Here is an 18,473-nt window from a genome sequence, read left to right as displayed (position 1 = left end):
GATTAAACCAGGGGCTGACTCATGACTACAATCGTAAGTGTTCGCCGTAAGGGTCAAGTTGTAATCGGTGGTGATGGACAGGCGACGATGGGTAATACCGTCATGAAAGGCAATGTTCGCAAAGTACGCCGTCTTTATAACGACAAAGTCATTGCGGGATTTGCTGGCGGCACTGCTGATGCTTTTACTCTTTTTGAACTGTTTGAGCGCAAATTAGAACTTCACCAAGGGCATTTAACTAAAGCTGCGGTAGAACTTGCTAAAGATTGGCGCACAGACAGAATGCTACGCAAATTAGAAGCGTTGCTTGCTGTTGCAGATGAAAATACATCTCTTATCATCACAGGTAATGGTGATGTGGTTCAACCAGAAAACGATTTAATTGCTATCGGTTCCGGTGGCCCTTATGCACAAGCAGCGGCTAGAGCTATGCTAGAAAATACTGAACTTTCTGCACGAGAAATTGCTGAGAAAGCACTTAGCATCGCTGGAGATATCTGTATTTACACTAACCATAATGTCAACTTTGAAGAACTCTCTTCAAAAGAGTAAGGATTAGAGAGCATGTCTGAAATGACTCCTCGCGAAATTGCCAGTGAACTTGATAGATTTATTATTGGTCAAGATAAAGCGAAACGTGCTGTGGCGATTGCCCTACGTAACCGCTGGCGTCGTATGCAGCTTGATGAAGCGCTACGCCATGAAGTCACACCTAAAAATATTCTGATGATTGGACCTACCGGTGTTGGTAAAACTGAAATTGCACGCCGTTTAGCAAAATTGGCAAATGCACCTTTCATCAAAGTCGAAGCAACTAAATTCACCGAAGTGGGTTATGTGGGTAAAGAAGTCGATTCTATTATCCGTGACTTAACCGACTCTGCGGTAAAAATGGTACGTAGCCAAGCAATTGAAAAAAATCGCTTCCGCGCTGAGGAAATGGCTGAAGAACGTATCCTTGATGTACTTATTCCACCAGCAAAAAATAACTGGGGCGTAACAGAACAAGCATCAGAACCTTCAGCTGCACGTCAATCTTTCCGTAAAAAATTACGTGAAGGCCAATTAGACGATAAAGAGATTGAAATTGAGTTATCTGCAACACCAATGGGTGTTGAAATTATGGCTCCTCCAGGAATGGAAGAGATGACGAACCAATTACAATCTATGTTCCAAAATTTAGCGGGACAAAAGCAAAAAGCGCGCAAGATGAAAATCAAAGATGCGTTTAAGCTTATTGTTGAAGAAGAAGCTGCTAAATTAGTTAACCCTGAAGAGCTTAAACAGCAAGCTATTGATGCGGTAGAACAACACGGTATCGTCTTTATTGATGAAGTAGATAAAATCTGTAAACGTGGTGGACAAAGTTCTGGCCCTGACGTTTCTCGTGAAGGTGTACAGCGTGACCTCTTACCACTGGTTGAAGGTTGTACAGTTTCAACAAAACACGGTATGGTAAAAACAGACCATATTCTGTTTATTGCATCAGGCGCTTTCCAAGTTTCAAGTCCTTCTGATTTAATTCCTGAATTACAAGGACGTCTGCCAATTCGTGTTGAACTTCAAGCGCTGACAGCAGAAGATTTTGAGCGTATTCTAACTGAACCTAATGCATCGTTAACAAAACAGTATGAAGCATTAATGGCAACCGAAGGTGTGTCTATTAGCTTCACCGAAGACGGTATTCGCAAAATTGCTGAATCAGCATGGCGCGTAAACGAAACCACTGAAAATATCGGTGCTCGTCGTTTGCATACTGTTTTAGAACGTTTGATGGAAGAAATTTCCTACGATGCAAGTGAACGTCAAGGTCAATCAGTATTGATTGATGCAGAATATGTGAAACAGCATCTGGATGAGCTTGTCGCAGATGAAGATCTGAGTCGATTTATTTTATAATCAACTTGTGCGATCCTTATCAGCAATATTTACGTGGGAGGCTTGCCTCCCATTCTTATTTTTATAATAACAACGAACATGAGTATCGAATTTCAGCATGAGCTCTCTAAATTCCACTAGCCGGACCCAAGCCTGGCTTGAAAGTTTACGACCCAAAACTCTACCTTTAGGGTTAATTGCCATTGTGACTGGTTCCGCATTAGCGTATTGGATGGGTCATTTTGAGCTACCTATTGCACTGCTTGCTATATTGACAGCAGGAACGTTACAGATCTTATCAAACCTTGCCAATGACTATGGTGATGCCGTAAAAGGAACAGATACTGAAGAGCGTTTAGGGCCACTTCGTGGAATGCAAAAAGGCATAATAACAGCGGCTCAAATGAAAAAAGCGCTGATCCTAAATGTTATTATTTCCTGTATCTGTGGTATTGCACTGATTATTGTCGCCTGTAAAAAGCCAGAAGATGCTATTGGCTTCTTAGTGATGGGTTTACTCGCTATTGTTGCTGCGATTACTTATACCGTGGGTAAGCGCCCTTATGGTTATATGGGGCTGGGTGATATCTCTGTTTTAATTTTCTTTGGCTGGTTAAGTGTCATCGGAACTTATTACTTACAATCCAACACTTTTGATATTGTTACCCTACTTCCTGCCACAGCCTGTGGTTTACTTTCTGTCGCTGTTCTAAACATTAATAATATGCGAGATTTAGAAAGTGATATTCAGGCAGGTAAACATACATTAGCTGTTCGCTTAGGCCCTGCTGGCTCACGAACTTACCATACGTGTGTTATTTTTCTCTCTATTGCCTGCTTAATTATCTTCACTCTACTTTATATGCATCGCTGGACCGCGTGGTTATTTTTACTCGCCACCCCTATGCTTTTACTGCATATCAAACGTGTGAATGCCGATCATTCAGGTGAGGCGATGCGTCCACTACTCGAACATATGGTAAAAGCAGCACTGTTAACTAACGTTCTTTTCTCTTTAGGTTTAGTTTTAGAATAATTTCACTCGATTGTTGATTTGACTCACTGAATTTTCAGTGAGTCTTTTGCCAACCGCCCCTGTTAAGGGATATACTGGACTTTCCTGTGGCAACCTGACGTAATCTCCTATGAAATATGATACTTCTGAACTCTGTGATATCTATCAAGAAGATATCAATGTCGTAGAACCGCTTTTCTCAAACTTTGGTGGTCAAAGTGCCTTTAACGGGCAAATCATCACCGTTAAATGTTTTGAAGATAATGGCCTGCTTTATGACTTACTCGAAGAAAATGGCAAGGGTCGTATTCTTTTGGTCGATGGCGGTGGCTCTGTACGTAAAGCCTTAGTTGATGCTGAACTAGCGCGACTTGCTGTTTCTAATGAATGGGAAGGCATTGTCGTTTACGGCGCCGTACGTCAAGTTGATGCATTATCAGAGCTTGATTTAGGTATTCAAGCAATGGCTGCTATTCCTGCGGGTTGCCAAAGTGAAGGCATTGGTGAAAGTGATATCCGTGTTAACTTCGGTGGTGTTACCTTCTTCTCTGGTGATTATCTTTATGCTGATAACACAGGGATCATTTTATCTGAAGAGCCATTAGGCTTAGATGAAGATTTGATTGAAGAGTAATTGTTACTTTTTATCTGCGTTCTTACGATTTCAATACTCAAAAGCCACCTAACGGTGGCTTTTGTTTTTTAGGCTTTAAGCAAATAAAGACAATTATTGCACGTCTTCCATTTTGCCTAACAGCGCGCGTAAACGCTCTTGCCAAGTTGATTGCTCTTGTTTCAGTTCTTCATTTTCACGAACAAGGGCTTCGCGTGATCCTGCTGCTTCTTGAACTTCTTGGCTCAGCGCGTTATTTTTTTCTTTTAACTCTTCGATTTCCATCTGTAATAACGTGATGGTATCAATTGCTTGTTGTACTTTTGATTCTAACTTCTCGAAAACTTCAAATGACATACTGTAATCCCCCATATAATCGATACTTCCGATTGTAAGTAGCCTATCAACAACTGTCTAGCATCTTCCGAGGAATTACATTCTTTTTTCAATTTATCAAAAATACTGGTCAGATCACATTACAAATGTCGAACAAGTCACTAATTAAGAGCGTTTTCACTCATTTTCTTGATGAGACACACAAATTTCAATTTCGCTTATTCTCGTTTACGCTCATTAACGATAAATTCACAGTTATCTTTTCAATTCGAAAAGAATACTAACAATAAATAACCCTCTTTCAGGATAGAATATATGAGCCAGACGAAAACCTCTCTTATGGGTCAATGCATTTCTGAATTTATCGGAACTGCGTTACTAGTCTTCTTTGGTCTTGGTTGTGTTGCTGCGGTACGTATTGCAGGCGCAGAGCTAGGACTGTGGGAGATAAGTATTATCTGGGGGCTGGGTGTTGCCTTAGCCGTTTATCTTACCGCGGGCACATCTGGTGCTCACTTAAACCCAGCAGTTACCGTTGCATTTTGGTTATTTGCTTGCTTTGAACGCAGAAAAGTTATCCCTTATATTATTGCACAAATGTTAGGTGGCTTCTTTGCCGCTGCTATTGTGTATTTTATGTACTACAGTGTTTTCCTCGACTACGAACAAGTTAATGGCATTGTCAGAGGCTCACAAGAAAGTCTCTTCACTGCTGGTGTATTTTCAACTTATCCTGCAGCTCAAATTTCCGTTGTACATGCCTTTTTTGTTGAAGTTATCATTGCCGTTATATTAGTTGGCTTAATTTTAGCCTTAACTGATGATGGTAACGGTGTACCTAAAGGTCCATTAGCACCTTTATTAATTGGTATCTTAATTGCCGTAATCGGTGGTGCATTTGGCCCATTAACTGGATTCGCCTTAAACCCAGCTCGTGACTTTGGTCCAAAACTGGTTGCGTACTTTGCTGGCTGGGGTGATATTGCGCTGACTGGTGGACGTGATATCCCTTATTTCTTAGTTCCAATGATTGCTCCATTTATCGGTGGTATCTTAGGTGCATTGGCTTACCGTAAATTAATTGGCCGTCACTTACCTTGCGATACCTGCAAAATTGAAGACGATAAATAAAATTAAGAGCAATATTGTTGATTATCAGAACAGGTTACTAACATGACGACAGAAACAAATACATCGAATACCGAGAAAAAATACATTGTTGCACTGGATCAGGGTACAACCAGTTCACGCGCCGTAGTCATTGACCACGATGCCAATATCGTCAGTATTTCACAACGTGAATTCACCCAAATCTATCCTAAGCCAGGCTGGGTTGAACACGATCCAATGGAAATTTGGGCGACACAAAGTGCAACCTTAGTTGAAGTATTAGCAAAAGCAGATATTCCATCCGACCACGTTGCAGGTATTGGTATCACAAACCAACGTGAAACCACCATTGTATGGGATAAAGAAACGGGTAAACCTGTTTATAATGCAATTGTATGGCAATGCCGTCGTACTGCGGATTTCTGTACTCGCTTAAAAGATAAAGAAGGTGTTGAAGAATATATCCGTCAAAACACGGGTTTAATGGTTGACCCTTATTTCTCTGGTACAAAATTAAAATGGATCCTCGACAACGTCGAAGGCGCTCGTGAAAAAGCAGAAAAAGGCGAATTGTTATTCGGTACTGTTGATACTTGGTTAGTTTGGAAAATGACACAAGGTCGCGTTCACGTTACAGATTTCACTAACGCCTCACGTACCATGTTATTTAATATCCACTCTTTAGATTGGGATCAAAAAATCCTCGATCTGCTGGATATTCCTCGCAATATGCTACCAAAAGTAGTGCCATCTTCAGAAGTTTATGGCCAAACAAACATTGGTGGTAAAGGGGGGACACGTATTCCTATTGCCGGTATGGCGGGTGACCAACAAGCTGCACTTTATGGTCAGCTTTGCGTACAAAGCGGCATGGCAAAAAATACCTATGGTACGGGTTGCTTCTTACTGATGAATACAGGTAAAGAAGCAGTTCGTTCTAATCATGGTTTGTTAACAACAATTTGTTGTGGTCCTCGCGGTGAAGTGAACTATGCCCTAGAAGGTGCGGTATTCGTTGGTGGTGCTTCTATTCAATGGCTACGTGATGAGCTAAAACTCATTGATGAAGCTACTGACTCTGAATACTTCGCAACTAAAGTTAATGATACTAATGGCGTCTATGTTGTTCCTGCATTTACAGGTTTAGGCGCACCATATTGGGATCCGTATGCCCGTGGTGCTATTTTTGGTTTAACCCGTGGCGCTAACCGTAATCACATTATTCGTGCAACCTTAGAGTCTATCGCTTATCAAACACGCGATGTGCTTGATGCAATGCAAGCTGATTCAGGCGCACGTTTACAATCACTGCGTGTTGATGGTGGTGCTGTTGCCAACAACTTCTTAATGCAGTTCCAATCCGATATTTTAGGTACGCGTGTAGAACGCCCTGTTGTTCGTGAAAGTACCGCATTAGGTGCTGCATTCCTTGCTGGTCTTGCTATCGGTTTTTGGAGTGATTTAGAAGAAGTGAAAAACAAAGCCGCTATTGATAAGGAATTCCGCCCTGGCATCGAAACCACTGAGCGTAACTATCGCTATAACGGCTGGAAAAAAGCCGTCGCTCGCGCTCAAGAATGGGAAGATCGCGGTTAATTCAGTAAAGGTTGCAGTAAAACTGTTTGAGAGAGAAGTAGCCTAGGCTACAAAACCAAAATGCCGAGATTTTTATCTCGGCATTTTTTATTTCAGTCACTACATCAATCAACTAAATAGTATGTTCTTCATGGCTAAAACGATGAGCCAAAGGAAGCCAACAAAGCATAATCACTACTGACATAGCAAACATAATCATACCTAAACTGAATTGATTATGTTGTGGCAGTAAAGCAGAAAACCATGTTGCTACACCGGAACCTACATTTTGTAAACCACCCACCAGTGCACCTGCTGAACCCGCTAAATAAGGGAATGGCTCCATCGCCCCTGTTGTTGCTAATGGGAATAGCATACCTGCACCAAAGAAAAATAGTGCTGCGGGTACTAATAAAGTCCAAATATTAATAATATTTAGCCAACCGGGGATCCACATTAAAATCCCTGCGGATAAACAACAAAACACAGAATGCCACATCAGCTGTACAAAGGTTTTGCCTTCACGGCCTGCATACCAAGCACCAAAAAATGCAGCGGGAATAGGCAAAATAAATAATATACTGATAGTAATACTATTTAATCCCAACACGCCGCCCATCAATACACCGCTTGATGCCTCAAAGACCGCAATACCTGATAACGCACAAATCAGCATAATTAAAAATGCACTGAAGGTACTGTTTGAAAGCAGTAAGTAAAATGATGATAACATTTTACGTTTTTCAACTTGTACAGGACGTGTTTCAGGCATCCAACGATACATACAGAAAAGAACGCTACTTCCCAATAATAATAAGAAGATATAACACGCATGCCAGCCAAAGAAGTGAGCGACAACACCACCAATCATCGGCGCTAATAATGGGCTAACTAAAACGCCCATATTTAACAAACTATTGGCGTAACGTAATGCAGTTCCTGTATATAAATCACGAGGTTGGGTACGTGTCATTACACCTGCAACACCGGTTCCCATCCCTTGTAAGGTACTTGCAATCACCAGTGTGGTTAAATTTTGCGAGAAAATCGCTACGAGTGTTGATAAACAAAAAATAGTCATACCAACTAAAATAACAGGACGGCGCCCTACTTTGTCGGAAATAGGTCCATAAATTAGCTGTGAAAAACCATAAGAAAAAAGATAGGCACCCATAACTTGCTGTACCGCTCCGGTTGGCTCACCAAAGTAAACGGCCATATCAGCAATAACAGGAACATAAATAGTTTGAGTCATTTGACCCACAGCAACCAGTGCAATTATCAATAATAATAGATTTGCATGCTCTAACTTTCTCATTTCTTTTCTTTGCTCAAGAATTTCAGATAAATAAATTAACGGACAGGCACACACCACAGAGAATTTATAAAAATAAACTCCGCAAAATGCATGCCTTTTCAAAATGAGACTAAGTTAACAAATTTGGAGAAATTTGCGAGATAGCCAGCAATTTTTGTATGACACCTAATGTCAGAGAAAAACACCATAGCTGTCAATATAAATGTACATATTGTGTCATTGATTGACAAAATCTCAGATAAATAACATCACCACACCATCTTGATAAATAAAAAATCGCTTCCTATTTAGAATAAATAATCAACATAAGCATATTTATCAAAAGGAGATAATCTCTATGGCTAATTGGGTGAATGGAAAAGTTACTCAAGTTCATCACTGGACTGATGCGTTAATGAGTCTTGTCGTCAATGCTCCTATTGATAAGTTTACAGCTGGGCAATTTGCAAAATTAGCGCTAGATATTGATGGCGAGCGAGTACAACGAGCCTACTCTTATGTGAATGCACCTAATGATCCCAATTTAGAGTTCTATCTGGTGACTGTGCCTGATGGAAAATTAAGCCCTAAATTGTGCGCACTAAAAATAGGTGATGAAGTTCTTGTGACCGAACAAGCCAGTGGCTTTTTTGTATTAGAAGAAGTACCCACCGCGAATACACTTTGGATGCTTTCGACAGGCACCGCTATCGGCCCTTTCCTCTCTATTTTACAATTAGGTGAAGATCTTTCTCGATTTGAAAATATCGTTCTTGTCCACGCTGTTCGATATGCTAATGACTTAAGCTATTTACCTTTAATGGAAAAACTCGTTGAACGTTATCAAGGCAAATTACGCATTCAAACCGTTGTCAGCCGTGAAAATCATATTGGCTCATTAACAGGACGTATTCCTGCACTCATTGAAAGTGGGGCTTTAGAAAAAACAGTTGGCCTAACCATCAGCCCAGAAGAGAGCCATATTATGTTGTGTGGTAATCCACAAATGGTCAGAGACACTCAACAACTCTTGAAAGAGCAGCGGGAAATGCGTAAGCATTTACGACGAAAACCCGGGCATATCACCAGTGAGCAATATTGGTAATATGAAAAAGAGAAATAATAATAAGGGCGAATTCTTCTCTTTCGCCCTTATTAATTTATTTTAATAAAAAGTATTAGCGTAAGCGTCGGTAATCCACTTGCTCAGTTTGTTTACCAAAATAGTTTTCACCGTCATTACCAATAAATACACCACAATCAAGCAACATAATCATCCCAATAAAAGAAGGAAGAAAACGTCCAATCGCCCATTGCCAAAAAGGTTCTAAACTACTGGTATCGGCTAATCCTAACATCACGGCAAGTAAGAGTAATAAGAGCCATATTCCTCTTTTATTTCTATCATGCAGTCTTTTTGTAAAAATCGCGCATAAAGGATAAAGAATAAAAAAGATGAGTATCCACATAACAATAGCTGGTAATGGATAAATCATATCATTAATAATAAATAAGCCTAAAAAAAGAGCAAAACAAGCCCCTAAACCAGCCCAGAAATCACGACGTCCAATTCGTCCTTTGAATGAAAATGCCCAATGTTGTAAGGTCATAAATTCTCAATAATTTACTTAATTTGTGAATTACACTGTCCATTTGGTATCAAATAATACAGACTAGCCAATAACAGCACAGATAAGCGGAGGACAGATGATAAAAGCAAACACACTTTCTACGTTATACCTGATAATCATAAGTATTGCTCTTTGTTTGCCAACTTCTGTTTTTGCAACAGAAATGTCTGTCACACAAAAACAGCCCACTAAAGATGATATTGCCTATCTTAAACAAGATGCACCTGTTTTTGAGATAACCATTCCAGAGCTAAGAGCTAAGTTCAATCAACAAAATCCGTTGTTATCGCTTAACGAATATAAAATTATTACTAATCACGATATTGCGATCCCTCTTGTTAGAGCTGCAACGCGTATTACGCCTTATCTCTATTCATCTGCAATATTAGAGCGCGGGAGTGAAAAAATAAAAAGTTTACAACTCACGCTGATCCACTCCCCAGATTCACCTGAATTAGAAAAAATAAATCGCGAGCTAACAACACAATATATTATCACTTTGATCGCCCAATTTGACTCATCAATAACCCAAGAGCAAATTCAAGAAGCTCTCAATTTATTCGCATTTAAAAATCAAAATTCTGATTACATTAGCCATGATGTGGGTGCTATTCGCTATATTATTGCCCATGAAGATGACCAATTAACCACCTTCGCCATTGAACCGATTAAGCTTTCTTTAAACAGCAAGATCGTTTCAGCTATTCCGTGATAAAAAACAAAGCTATTCTATTCATTGTTCTCTATACTGTTGTGCATCAACAGAATTCGTGTTTATTAGCAAACTAAATTTAAACCACTCGGTTGGAGGAAAAGTTATGCGCCATCCATTAGTCATGGGTAACTGGAAACTCAACGGCAGCATTCATATGGTTCATGAATTAATTGCTGCATTACGTAAAGAAGTTAGCGGTGTTGCGGGTTGTGATGTTGCTATCGCACCACCAGCAGTTTACCTATGCCAAGCACGCCATGAAATTGGTGGAAGCCGTATTGCATTAGGTGCTCAAGATACAGGTGTTAACTTATCAGGTGCTTTCACTGGTGAAACTTCAGCAGAAATGCTGAAAAACGTTGATGTTAAATACGTTATCATTGGTCACTCTGAGCGTCGTACTTATCATAAAGAATCTGACGAGTTTATCGCTCAAAAATTCGGCGTGTTAAAAGAGTTAGGTTTAACACCTGTATTATGTATCGGTGAAACTGAAGCAGAAAATGAAGCAGGCAAAACACAAGAAGTGTGTGCTCGCCAAATTGATGCTGTTTTAAATGCACATGGTGCAGCAGCATTTAAAGATGCCGTTATTGCTTATGAGCCAATTTGGGCTATCGGTACAGGTAAATCTGCAACTCCAGCACAAGCTCAAGCGGTTCATAAATTTATTCGTGATCATATCGCGAAAAAAGATGCTGCTATCGCTGAACAAGTGATCATTCAATACGGTGGCTCTGTTAATGATAAAAATGCAGCCGAACTGTTTGGTCAACCAGACATCGATGGCGCATTAGTTGGTGGCGCTTCACTGAAAGCGGACGCATTTGCCGTTATCGTTAAAGCAGCAGCACAAGCTAAAGCGAAAAAATAATTTTTATCTTTCTGGCCTATGCCATTAATCGATAAAAAATAGAGAAAATCACCTTACTGAAGATAAAGCAGAAGGTGATTTTTTTGTTTCTAGCCGTGTGATCAGCGACGACTTATTTCATCAAACACACCGCCTGTCGTAAAATGTGTTTTCTGTGCAGATTGCCAATCGCCAAAAACGTTATTAAGCGTAAATAACTCTAGTTTTGGAAAACTACTTTGATATTTTTCCGCTATCGCTTTATCTCTAGGGCGATAATAGTTTTTCGCAGCGATTTCTTGTCCTTGTGGTGAATAAAGATACTCTAAATAAGCGGTAGCGATTTCTCGTGTGCCTCGCTTATCAACCACTTTATCAACGACAGAAACGGTAGGCTCTGCAAGAATAGAAACTGATGGAGTAACAATTTCAAATTTATCAGCCCCTAATTCATTAATCGCTAATAAAGCTTCGTTTTCCCATGCAATCAATACATCACCAATGCCCCGTTCAACAAAGGTGTTTGTGGCTCCTCTTGCACCTGAATCTAACACCTCAACTTGCTGATAAAGTGCTTTGACGAAGGCTTTGGCTTTTTCACTGTCTTGATGATTGGCTTTTAATCCATATCCCCACGCTGCAAGATAGTTCCATCTCGCACCGCCTGAGGTTTTTGGATTAGGGGTAATAATTGAAACACCTGGTTTGATTAATGAATCCCAATCGACTATTTGTTTAGGGTTTCCTTTTCTGACCAGAAAAACGATTGTTGACGTGTAAGGGGCTGAATTATCAGGAAGTCGTTTTAGCCACCGTTTATCAATACTCCCTCTTTGAGCGATTGCATCTATGTCATAAGCTAGTGCTAAGGTAACAACATCCGCTTCAATACCATTTATTACCGATGTTGCTTGCTTTCCTGAGCCACCATGTGATTGACGAATAGTCACTTTATCTCCCGTTTTCTGCTCCCAATACTGACTAAATGCTTGATTATACTGCTGATAAAGTTCTCTCGTTGGATCATAAGAGACATTCAATAATTGAATATCTTTAGCCCATAAAATATTGGAAAAAAGTAATGCCATTAAAACGGTTGATAACACACCCCATTGTTTAAACATATCTATCCCCCTATCGTTAAGTATTTAACTAGGCTGACAGAAAGTTTTATAACGATGAAATAACAAAAAGCCGATGGATATACACAACAGGAATATATCTATCAATATAAAGGGGAGCAGAAGAAATAAAGGAGGATAGAGATCGCTAAATGAAATGTTTTCACTCGAGAAACTACTCTGACACAAAAAAGTATCAGAGCAGTTCACGAATAAGGATAGAACTCAGAAAGGCTTTGGTATTACGGTGAGGCTATTGCTTAGTACAATTTTTTCGCTGTTTCATACCAATCAGCCTTAAAGACACGTTTCATATTCATAACCGCATCAATAATATCATGGTGAACCAGTTTTTCGTTTTGAATACCGACACAACGACCGCCATAGCCTTCTAATAGCAGTTGTACAGAGTAAGCACCCATGCGAGAAGCAAGAATACGGTCGTAAGCAACTGGAGAACCACCACGTTGGATATGACCTAATACCGTTGCACGCGTTTCATGTTTAGTTTCAGCCTCAATAAAACGAGCCAATTCATGCACATCACAAACGTGCTCAGTGATTGCAACGATGGCGTGACGTTTACCACGTTCAATACCCGCTTTGATTTCTGCCAATAACTCATCACGATTAAAAGGTAATTCAGATTCAGGCAGAACAACAAATTCACAGCCCCCTGCGATTGCCGCAGACAGTGTTAAGTCACCACAGTAACGTCCCATCACTTCTACGATAGAGATACGTTTGTGAGAAGTTGAAGTATCACGTAAGCGGTCAATGGCTTCAACAGCCGTTTCTAATGCAGTGAAATAGCCGATAGTGTAGTCAGTACCAGCAACATCATTATCGATTGTGCCTGGTAAACCGATACATGGAAAACCTGCTTCCGTTAATTTTTTTGCACCTAAATAAGAACCATCACCACCAATAACAACTAAGGCATCAAGCTCATTTTGTTTCATGTTTTCGATAGCAACAGCACGTACATTGTCTTCACGGAACTCAGGGAAACGAGCAGAACCAAGGAATGTACCACCACGGTTGATCATGTCTGACACGCTAAAACGGTCGAGTTTTTTCATGCGATTTTCGTATAGCCCCATGTAGCCATCCATAATCCCATAAACCTCTAAACCTTCACTTAGTGCGGCACGGACAACACCACGGATCGCGGCATTCATACCTGGTGCATCACCACCACTTGTTAAAACCCCAATTCTTTTGATCCCATTGACCATGATTACCTCTGATTCTTATTCGATGTAATTATTGCAAAATTGTTGGAATAACTTTTTATTTCAATACCGGCTTATCTGGTGTAATTTTCCGATATCGTAAATGCTGAATTGATTCAACAATACCATTGTACGCATATTTTTTACCAGTTCATCATTATCGTACATTTTTTTTCATAAACTTGATGCGCATTAAACTAATCAGGTAGCCTGTATAAATATTATACTAGTCTATCTCAAACGCATTTCGCCAATAAGTTAACACTTTTTATACAGACACTTTACTGCCTTTTTGCATTCATCTCAAAAAAACGCTATTTACGCTAAAAAATAGCATCGGCATATTTTGATAAATATTCAGTTTTCTCTGGTGTGATGTTCTATCTACCGTTTATCTCTCTATTTTGTGATGTCATCCTTTCAACGAAAAAGATGATCTAGGGTACATTTGTGACCAGCCACAAAGTTCTCTGGTTGATTTACCGCTTTTCAATCTAGACTGATACAGTGGAACTCACACTTAATAGGAGGTTTTATGTTTGATTTAACGGGTAAAATCGCTTTGGTTTCAGGTGGTGCAAAAGGCATTGGTAAAGGTATCGTTATCGCCCTAAAAAATAGTGGTGCGAAAGTGATTATTGCCGATATTGATGATGTTGCAGGCAATAAAACAAAACAAGAATTGAATGTTGAGTTTATGCACCTTGATGTCACTCATCAATCTGCCTGCGAAAAAGTGGTTGATGAGGTAGTGAAAGAGTACGGTAAACTCGATATTCTTTGTTCCAATACCGGTATTTTCCCTCAAGCCACTATTAAAGAGATGACGGAAGCCGATTGGGATAAAATGCATACCGTTAACCTCAAGGGGATGTTTTTCTTAGTAAAAGCAGCCCTTCGCATAATGGAAAAACAAAAACAAGGTCGTGTAATTATCACTTCTTCTATTACAGGCGCTATTACGGGTTACCCGGGTTGGAGCCACTATGGTGCAAGTAAAGCAGGACAATTGGGTTTTATGCGTAGCGCAGCACTAGAATATGCACGTCATGGTATTACCATCAATGCTGTGATGCCAGGAAATATCCTCACCGAAGGCTTACAGGCGCAAGGTGAAGCCTATTTAAATCAGATGAAAGCGTCTATTCCAACACATACTTTAGGTGAACCAGAAGATATCGGCTATGCCGCCGCATTCTTTGCGTCGAATGAAGCCAAGTATATTACAGGTCAAACAATTATCGTGGATGGCGGGCAGATTTTACCTGAATCTCCAGAGGCGTTGTTGTAGGTCAGCATGAAAATCATGTAGACTGGTGCGGTGTATCTCCGCACCTTAAAATATAAGAATATAATTTATGGTTCCTGAGTTATTTCAGCTAAATATCCCTACTACAAATTACTCACATCCATTAAAGGAATAAGTCTCCTTGCTTAAAATCAACAAAATTATATTGTTATATTAAAAAATTATTTCACACTATATTATGAGCTCTACATATCATGAATAAAGAAAGTAAACGTAAAATTAAAGTTGGTCTTATCGTTGATGAGTTTTTTGGAGCTGCAAATACTCGCTTTGGTGGATATGGCTACTTAGCAAGATATTATATTGCTAAGTATTTAAAAAATGAAGAATTCGAATTCGATGTTTTATTAGGTAAAGGAAAAAGTCATTTCTTTGCTGAAAAAACAATTGTTGATGATGTAGCTCTTTATAAACTTCCTCGTAGAAAATGGTTTACTCAACAATTTTTAAAAAAGAAAGACTATGATATTTACTTTAGTGTTGAGCTTACACACGATAATGTATTAAAAAATGAACTAGATCCATCCAAACGTCTTATCCTTTGGATACAAGACCCTAGACCTATGTATGAATGGGATGAAATTTTCACAGTAAAATTAATTCCTGAAACATCTTACTACAACCAAAAAATCTATGATCTTGTTCATTCTTGGTACAAAGAAGGAAGGGTACGATTCATTACTCAAGCTCAATGTCTTAATCAGAAAGCCATTGATTTGTATAATCTAGATAAAAATGTTCCTATTGATTTTGCACCAAACCCAATTGATATTGACTACAGTTTTGATGTTTTAACTCACCCCAAACAAAACAATATTGTTTTTTTAGGTCGTATTGCATCTGTTAAACGTGGCTGGATTTTTTGTGAGATTGCAAAAAAAATGCCTGAGTACAATTTTTACGTTTTAGGTAAAATATTCAGAGCAGATGATAAAAACCATGACATCATGTCTGAATATGAAAAAATTCCTAACCTTCATTTTGTAGGGCATGTTGAAGGAGAAGAAAAGAACAAATATCTACGTGATGCAAAAGTGCTAGTCAATAGTTCTATCCATGAAGCACTTCCTGTTTCATTTCTTGAAGCTCTTTCATTTGGAACATTACTTGTCAGTAATAGAAACCCTGATGATTTAACCTCGAAATTTGGTATCTATGTTGGTGAAGTTTTAGGTAATGGCTTTGATAAAGTAGATTTATTTGTAGATGCAGTCAGAGAACTGATTGAAAATGAAGAAAAAAGGAAAACATTATCAATAAAAGCCATTGATTATGTTAAACAAATTCATAATGTTGACGATTTTATTAGAAATACACATGCAATCATCAAAGATGAATTAAAAAAATAAAATTTAAAGATGAGGATTATATCTTTTGATAAATCCTCATGACTAATACTGATAAATAGAAAAGAATAATATATGAATAATTTTGTAATTAGCTTGAAAGAAAATAATGGCAGTAGACGTGAACATATTACGGAACAATTTAGCGCAAAAAACATTCACTTTTCTTTTTTTGATGCAATAACAAAAGATAATTTAAGTATTGCTACTAATTTAAATATCAGTTTTGGTCATTCTAATCTAACTATGGGTGAAAAAGGCTGCTTTCTTAGTCACATATGCTTATGGAGAAAAATTATTGATGAAAATATTAGTGTTGCTGGTATTTTCGAAGATGATATTTATTTAGGAAAAGATTCAGATATATTAAATGATTATTCTTGGGTAAATAAAAATATTGATGTTATTAAGCTAGAAAAATCCAATGAGAAAGTAAAAACATCAGTTTCTCCTCTACAAAAAATTAATGATATCTCTATATTGAGATTAAAAAGCCGCCATCTAGGCACTGCTGGATATATCATTACAAATAAAGGTGCACGTTTTTTATTCAATAAAATCTCAAGTACCCCTATTAATAACCCCATAGATCATGAAATGTTTAACGATTTGTTATCAAATAAAGAATATATTGTAGGACAAGCTCTACCTTGTTTATGTATACAAGACTTTGTTTTAAACAATCATGATGAGAAATTTCCTAGTACATTAGAGAGTGATAGGATCCATCGTGAGATACCAAATCTCTCACAAAATAAAAATAAAGTAACTCGAGAATTTTCTAGAATAAAAAAACAACTAATAGATTTTTTATTAAAAAAAACAGTAGAAAGAAAACTTACTTTTTATCTTAAATAAAAAAAAAGCCCCTCTCCAGAGGGGCTGCAAAAGACAGGGATGGTGTCTATGGCAAGGAAAAAACTTCGTTGTTGCTACTTACTCTCTAACTAGGTACTGCTTTACTACACTCTTACTTCATTACTGATTCTGTTGAGCTTGTTGGTCAACAGATGACATTTGCTGTTGGTAATTCTTTTCCAACTGCGCTTTCTGTTCTGGGGTTAACAGCTGATACATTTGGTTATGGACTTTTGCCATTTCAACATGGCGCTCAATTGCTTGTTTATCCATATCTTGCATCTGTGCTCTTACAGCCGCTTCATCAAATTTCTCAGCTGTGACTAATTTATGCATATTCTCATGACGCTGACGGAAATCTCCGTTATATCTGTCTTGATGATGCTGGCGCATTAAATCGCGCATTTGTGTACGTTGTTGCTCAGTTAATGTAATTCCGTTAAACATATAGGAGTCGCCGTAGCCATTCCCCATCATATGTCCACCGTTATTCATCATATGGCCACGTTGTCCTCGGTGACCTCTATAATCACGGTCGCCATGCATTCCATTGCCATAACCGCAGTGGTAATTACCATTATACTGTTGCTCAGTAGGCGGATTGGTATTTGTAGTTTCAGCTAATACCATCGTCGGAGCTGCCAAAAACATTGATGCTAGTGCAACTACTGCTACTTTACGCATTGCTTCACTCCTAATTCGGTAAATTAATACCGACCTAATTAATATGACTTCAATGTGTATAATTCATATGTGTAATTCTTTGCTATGTGGATTACTATACCGTTGCGGCTGCAAACTAGCGTCAGAGCGTGTAAAAGAACGTAAAGTCATAGATTCGCGCTATTTATTATCGTATTTTTCTCTTGGAGGAATTGACGAATGCATAAAATCTTATTAGTGGATGACGATCGCGAATTAACATCGCTATTGAAAGAACTGCTTGAAATGGAAGGCTTTAATGTTGTAATCGCCTCTGATGGCGAACAAGCACTTAAACTTTTGGATGCTTCTATCGACTTGTTATTACTGGATATCATGATGCCACGTAAAAACGGGATTGAGACACTCAAAGAATTACGCCAAAATTTCCAGACCCCTGTCATTATGTTAACGGCAAGAGGCAGTGATCTTGACCGAGTACTTGGCTTAGAGCTAGGTGCTGATGACTATTTACCAAAACCTTTTAATGATAGAGAGCTTGTTGCACGTATCAGAGCTATTTTGCGTCGTTCTAATTGGAGCGAACAAAAACAGACTGACAGCAATACATCTCCAACATTACAGGTCGATAAGCTACAACTTAATCCAGGTCGACAAGAAGCAAGTTTTGATAATGAACCGCTAGAGTTAACAGGAACTGAGTTTACTTTGCTTTATTTACTTGCTCAGCATTTAGGACAAGTCGTATCACGTGAACATCTAAGCCAAGAAGTACTTGGCAAGCGCTTAACACCGTTTGATAGAGCGATTGATATGCATATTTCTAATTTACGCCGTAAATTACCAGAAAGAACAGATGGACAACCTTGGTTTAAAACGTTACGTGGCCGTGGTTATCTGATGGTTTCAATAACTTGA

Annotated in this window: 19 protein-coding genes; 13 read left to right on the top strand and 6 right to left on the bottom strand. The window is 38.7% G+C overall.

The window, feature by feature from the left end; genetic code table 11:
* Positions 1-21 precede the first annotated feature (21 nt).
* The 4 genes from hslV (at position 22) to rraA (ending at position 3,527) form a co-directional block, all read left to right on the top strand.
* Complete coding sequence (gene hslV / locus JEP71_RS14245; RefSeq protein WP_006534149.1) at positions 22-552, top strand: ATP-dependent protease subunit HslV; 531 nt, start codon at positions 22-24, stop codon at positions 550-552.
* A 12-nt stretch (positions 553-564) separates the two neighbouring features.
* Positions 565-1,899: an HslU--HslV peptidase ATPase subunit gene (gene hslU, locus JEP71_RS14240; RefSeq protein WP_099073971.1), complete on the top strand. Its 1,335-nt coding sequence runs from the start codon at positions 565-567 to the stop codon at positions 1,897-1,899.
* 97 nt (positions 1,900-1,996) lie between these two features.
* Complete coding sequence (locus JEP71_RS14235; RefSeq protein WP_109373415.1) at positions 1,997-2,914, top strand: 1,4-dihydroxy-2-naphthoate polyprenyltransferase; 918 nt, start codon at positions 1,997-1,999, stop codon at positions 2,912-2,914.
* A gap of 109 nt (positions 2,915-3,023) precedes the next feature.
* Entirely contained in the window at positions 3,024-3,527 is a 504-nt protein-coding gene (rraA, locus tag JEP71_RS14230) for a ribonuclease E activity regulator RraA (protein WP_100157725.1), read from the top strand.
* Positions 3,528-3,620: 93 nt separating this feature from the next.
* Here the strand turns inward: rraA and zapB are convergent, their stop codons facing one another.
* A complete protein-coding gene (gene zapB, locus JEP71_RS14225; protein ID WP_109373414.1) occupies positions 3,621-3,863 on the bottom strand; it encodes a septal ring assembly protein ZapB in 243 nt (80 codons plus the stop codon).
* A 294-nt stretch (positions 3,864-4,157) separates the two neighbouring features.
* Here zapB and JEP71_RS14220 point away from each other — a divergent pair, with 294 nt between their 5' ends.
* Complete coding sequence (locus tag JEP71_RS14220) at positions 4,158-4,973, top strand: MIP/aquaporin family protein (RefSeq protein ID WP_198620347.1); 816 nt, start codon at positions 4,158-4,160, stop codon at positions 4,971-4,973.
* Positions 4,974-5,015: 42 nt separating this feature from the next.
* A complete protein-coding gene (gene glpK, locus JEP71_RS14215) occupies positions 5,016-6,548 on the top strand; it encodes a glycerol kinase GlpK (protein WP_151436595.1) in 1,533 nt (510 codons plus the stop codon).
* 112 nt (positions 6,549-6,660) lie between these two features.
* On the opposite strand, the gene emrD is transcribed toward glpK, so the two are convergent.
* Positions 6,661-7,845 carry a multidrug efflux MFS transporter EmrD gene (emrD, locus tag JEP71_RS14210; RefSeq protein WP_198620346.1) on the bottom strand — a complete coding sequence of 395 codons (1,185 nt, stop codon included), beginning with the start codon at positions 7,843-7,845 and terminating at the stop codon, positions 6,661-6,663.
* A 337-nt stretch (positions 7,846-8,182) separates the two neighbouring features.
* Between emrD and fpr the strand changes: the two genes are divergently transcribed.
* Positions 8,183-8,929, top strand: coding sequence for a ferredoxin--NADP(+) reductase (fpr, locus tag JEP71_RS14205; protein ID WP_198620345.1), 747 nt, complete (start codon positions 8,183-8,185; stop codon positions 8,927-8,929).
* A 73-nt stretch (positions 8,930-9,002) separates the two neighbouring features.
* Here fpr and JEP71_RS14200 read toward each other — a convergent pair whose 3' ends face one another.
* Positions 9,003-9,434, bottom strand: coding sequence for a DUF805 domain-containing protein (locus JEP71_RS14200; protein ID WP_198626430.1), 432 nt, complete (start codon positions 9,432-9,434; stop codon positions 9,003-9,005).
* A gap of 97 nt (positions 9,435-9,531) precedes the next feature.
* Between JEP71_RS14200 and JEP71_RS14195 the strand changes: the two genes are divergently transcribed.
* On the top strand, positions 9,532-10,167 hold the full coding sequence (locus JEP71_RS14195; RefSeq protein ID WP_198620343.1) for a DUF1454 family protein: 636 nt from the start codon (positions 9,532-9,534) through the stop codon (positions 10,165-10,167).
* Positions 10,168-10,273: 106 nt separating this feature from the next.
* Positions 10,274-11,044 carry a triose-phosphate isomerase gene (gene tpiA, locus JEP71_RS14190; protein ID WP_069366847.1) on the top strand — a complete coding sequence of 257 codons (771 nt, stop codon included), beginning with the start codon at positions 10,274-10,276 and terminating at the stop codon, positions 11,042-11,044.
* 101 nt (positions 11,045-11,145) lie between these two features.
* On the opposite strand, the gene JEP71_RS14185 is transcribed toward tpiA, so the two are convergent.
* Entirely contained in the window at positions 11,146-12,147 is a 1,002-nt protein-coding gene (locus JEP71_RS14185) for a sulfate ABC transporter substrate-binding protein (RefSeq protein ID WP_198626429.1), read from the bottom strand.
* A gap of 257 nt (positions 12,148-12,404) precedes the next feature.
* Entirely contained in the window at positions 12,405-13,382 is a 978-nt protein-coding gene (gene pfkA, locus JEP71_RS14180) for a 6-phosphofructokinase (RefSeq protein WP_075673000.1), read from the bottom strand.
* A 532-nt stretch (positions 13,383-13,914) separates the two neighbouring features.
* Between pfkA and fabG the strand changes: the two genes are divergently transcribed.
* The 3 genes from fabG to JEP71_RS14165 all read left to right on the top strand — a co-directional run bounded on the left by fabG (position 13,915) and on the right by JEP71_RS14165 (position 16,892).
* The gene (gene fabG / locus JEP71_RS14175) at positions 13,915-14,670 is read left to right on the top strand and encodes a 3-oxoacyl-ACP reductase FabG (RefSeq protein WP_198626428.1); all 756 of its coding nucleotides are present in this window, start codon (positions 13,915-13,917) and stop codon (positions 14,668-14,670) included.
* A gap of 212 nt (positions 14,671-14,882) precedes the next feature.
* The gene (locus tag JEP71_RS14170) at positions 14,883-16,037 is read left to right on the top strand and encodes a glycosyltransferase family 4 protein (RefSeq protein ID WP_198626427.1); all 1,155 of its coding nucleotides are present in this window, start codon (positions 14,883-14,885) and stop codon (positions 16,035-16,037) included.
* A gap of 72 nt (positions 16,038-16,109) precedes the next feature.
* A complete protein-coding gene (locus JEP71_RS14165; protein WP_198626426.1) occupies positions 16,110-16,892 on the top strand; it encodes a glycosyltransferase family 25 protein in 783 nt (260 codons plus the stop codon).
* A gap of 120 nt (positions 16,893-17,012) precedes the next feature.
* Here JEP71_RS14165 and cpxP read toward each other — a convergent pair whose 3' ends face one another.
* Entirely contained in the window at positions 17,013-17,576 is a 564-nt protein-coding gene (cpxP, locus tag JEP71_RS14160) for a cell-envelope stress modulator CpxP (protein WP_232797635.1), read from the bottom strand.
* Between the two features lie 198 nt (positions 17,577-17,774).
* Between cpxP and cpxR the strand changes: the two genes are divergently transcribed.
* The gene (cpxR, locus tag JEP71_RS14155) at positions 17,775-18,473 is read left to right on the top strand and encodes an envelope stress response regulator transcription factor CpxR (protein ID WP_023583423.1); all 699 of its coding nucleotides are present in this window, start codon (positions 17,775-17,777) and stop codon (positions 18,471-18,473) included.

The organism is Proteus sp. PR00224 (genome assembly GCF_016238105.1).
Lineage (GTDB): Bacteria > Pseudomonadota > Gammaproteobacteria > Enterobacterales > Enterobacteriaceae > Proteus.
Note: the sequence above shows the minus strand (reverse complement) of the source record. Positions and strands in the feature narration are given on the sequence as shown.

What these genes read in the sequence shown, in the direction of transcription:
- hslV (WP_006534149.1), top strand. Translation starts at nt 22, where the DNA reads ATGACTACAATCGTAAGTGTTCGCCGTAAGGGTCAAGTTGTAATCGGT.
- hslU (WP_099073971.1), top strand. Translation starts at nt 565, where the DNA reads ATGTCTGAAATGACTCCTCGCGAAATTGCCAGTGAACTTGATAGATTT.
- JEP71_RS14235 (WP_109373415.1), top strand. Translation starts at nt 1,997, where the DNA reads ATGAGCTCTCTAAATTCCACTAGCCGGACCCAAGCCTGGCTTGAAAGT.
- rraA (WP_100157725.1), top strand. Translation starts at nt 3,024, where the DNA reads ATGAAATATGATACTTCTGAACTCTGTGATATCTATCAAGAAGATATC.
- zapB (WP_109373414.1), bottom strand. Translation starts at nt 3,863, where the DNA reads ATGTCATTTGAAGTTTTCGAGAAGTTAGAATCAAAAGTACAACAAGCA.
- JEP71_RS14220 (WP_198620347.1), top strand. Translation starts at nt 4,158, where the DNA reads ATGAGCCAGACGAAAACCTCTCTTATGGGTCAATGCATTTCTGAATTT.
- glpK (WP_151436595.1), top strand. Translation starts at nt 5,016, where the DNA reads ATGACGACAGAAACAAATACATCGAATACCGAGAAAAAATACATTGTT.
- emrD (WP_198620346.1), bottom strand. Translation starts at nt 7,845, where the DNA reads ATGAGAAAGTTAGAGCATGCAAATCTATTATTATTGATAATTGCACTG.
- fpr (WP_198620345.1), top strand. Translation starts at nt 8,183, where the DNA reads ATGGCTAATTGGGTGAATGGAAAAGTTACTCAAGTTCATCACTGGACT.
- JEP71_RS14200 (WP_198626430.1), bottom strand. Translation starts at nt 9,434, where the DNA reads ATGACCTTACAACATTGGGCATTTTCATTCAAAGGACGAATTGGACGT.
- JEP71_RS14195 (WP_198620343.1), top strand. Translation starts at nt 9,532, where the DNA reads ATGATAAAAGCAAACACACTTTCTACGTTATACCTGATAATCATAAGT.
- tpiA (WP_069366847.1), top strand. Translation starts at nt 10,274, where the DNA reads ATGCGCCATCCATTAGTCATGGGTAACTGGAAACTCAACGGCAGCATT.
- JEP71_RS14185 (WP_198626429.1), bottom strand. Translation starts at nt 12,147, where the DNA reads ATGTTTAAACAATGGGGTGTGTTATCAACCGTTTTAATGGCATTACTT.
- pfkA (WP_075673000.1), bottom strand. Translation starts at nt 13,382, where the DNA reads ATGGTCAATGGGATCAAAAGAATTGGGGTTTTAACAAGTGGTGGTGAT.
- fabG (WP_198626428.1), top strand. Translation starts at nt 13,915, where the DNA reads ATGTTTGATTTAACGGGTAAAATCGCTTTGGTTTCAGGTGGTGCAAAA.
- JEP71_RS14170 (WP_198626427.1), top strand. Translation starts at nt 14,883, where the DNA reads ATGAATAAAGAAAGTAAACGTAAAATTAAAGTTGGTCTTATCGTTGAT.
- JEP71_RS14165 (WP_198626426.1), top strand. Translation starts at nt 16,110, where the DNA reads ATGAATAATTTTGTAATTAGCTTGAAAGAAAATAATGGCAGTAGACGT.
- cpxP (WP_232797635.1), bottom strand. Translation starts at nt 17,576, where the DNA reads ATGCGTAAAGTAGCAGTAGTTGCACTAGCATCAATGTTTTTGGCAGCT.
- cpxR (WP_023583423.1), top strand. Translation starts at nt 17,775, where the DNA reads ATGCATAAAATCTTATTAGTGGATGACGATCGCGAATTAACATCGCTA.